Raw genomic sequence first — 362 nt, forward strand, 5'->3', positions numbered from 1 at the left:
CACGCAACTGCTCCAGCACGTAGCGGTCGCCCACCGCCGCGCGCACGAATTTCACCCCGGCTTTTTGCAGCGCGACTTCGACAGCCATGTTGGTCATCAAGGTGCCGACCGCGCCTTCCACGTTGCCGTCGGTGGCGATGCGGTCCTTGACCAGCACGTACAGCAGTTCGTCGCCGTTATACAGGCGGCCGGCGGCGTCCACGACTTGCAGACGGTCGGCGTCGCCGTCGAGCGCGATGCCGAGATCCGCGTGGTTGGCTCGCACCGCGCGCATCAGCGCGTCGGGCGCGGTCGCGCCGACGCCGTCGTTGATGTGGAAGCCATTCGGCGCGACACCGATCGGGATCACGTCGGCGCCGAGT

The 362-nt window shown here is 68.0% G+C and carries 1 pseudogene; it reads right to left on the reverse strand.

Going from position 1 to position 362, the window contains the following annotated elements:
- A pseudogene (gene glmM / locus SB771_RS33700) lies at positions 1–362 on the reverse strand (phosphoglucosamine mutase); the annotation flags it as partial.

This window comes from Burkholderia sp. SIMBA_051 (assembly GCF_046534915.1).
Lineage (GTDB): Bacteria > Pseudomonadota > Gammaproteobacteria > Burkholderiales > Burkholderiaceae > Burkholderia > Burkholderia ambifaria.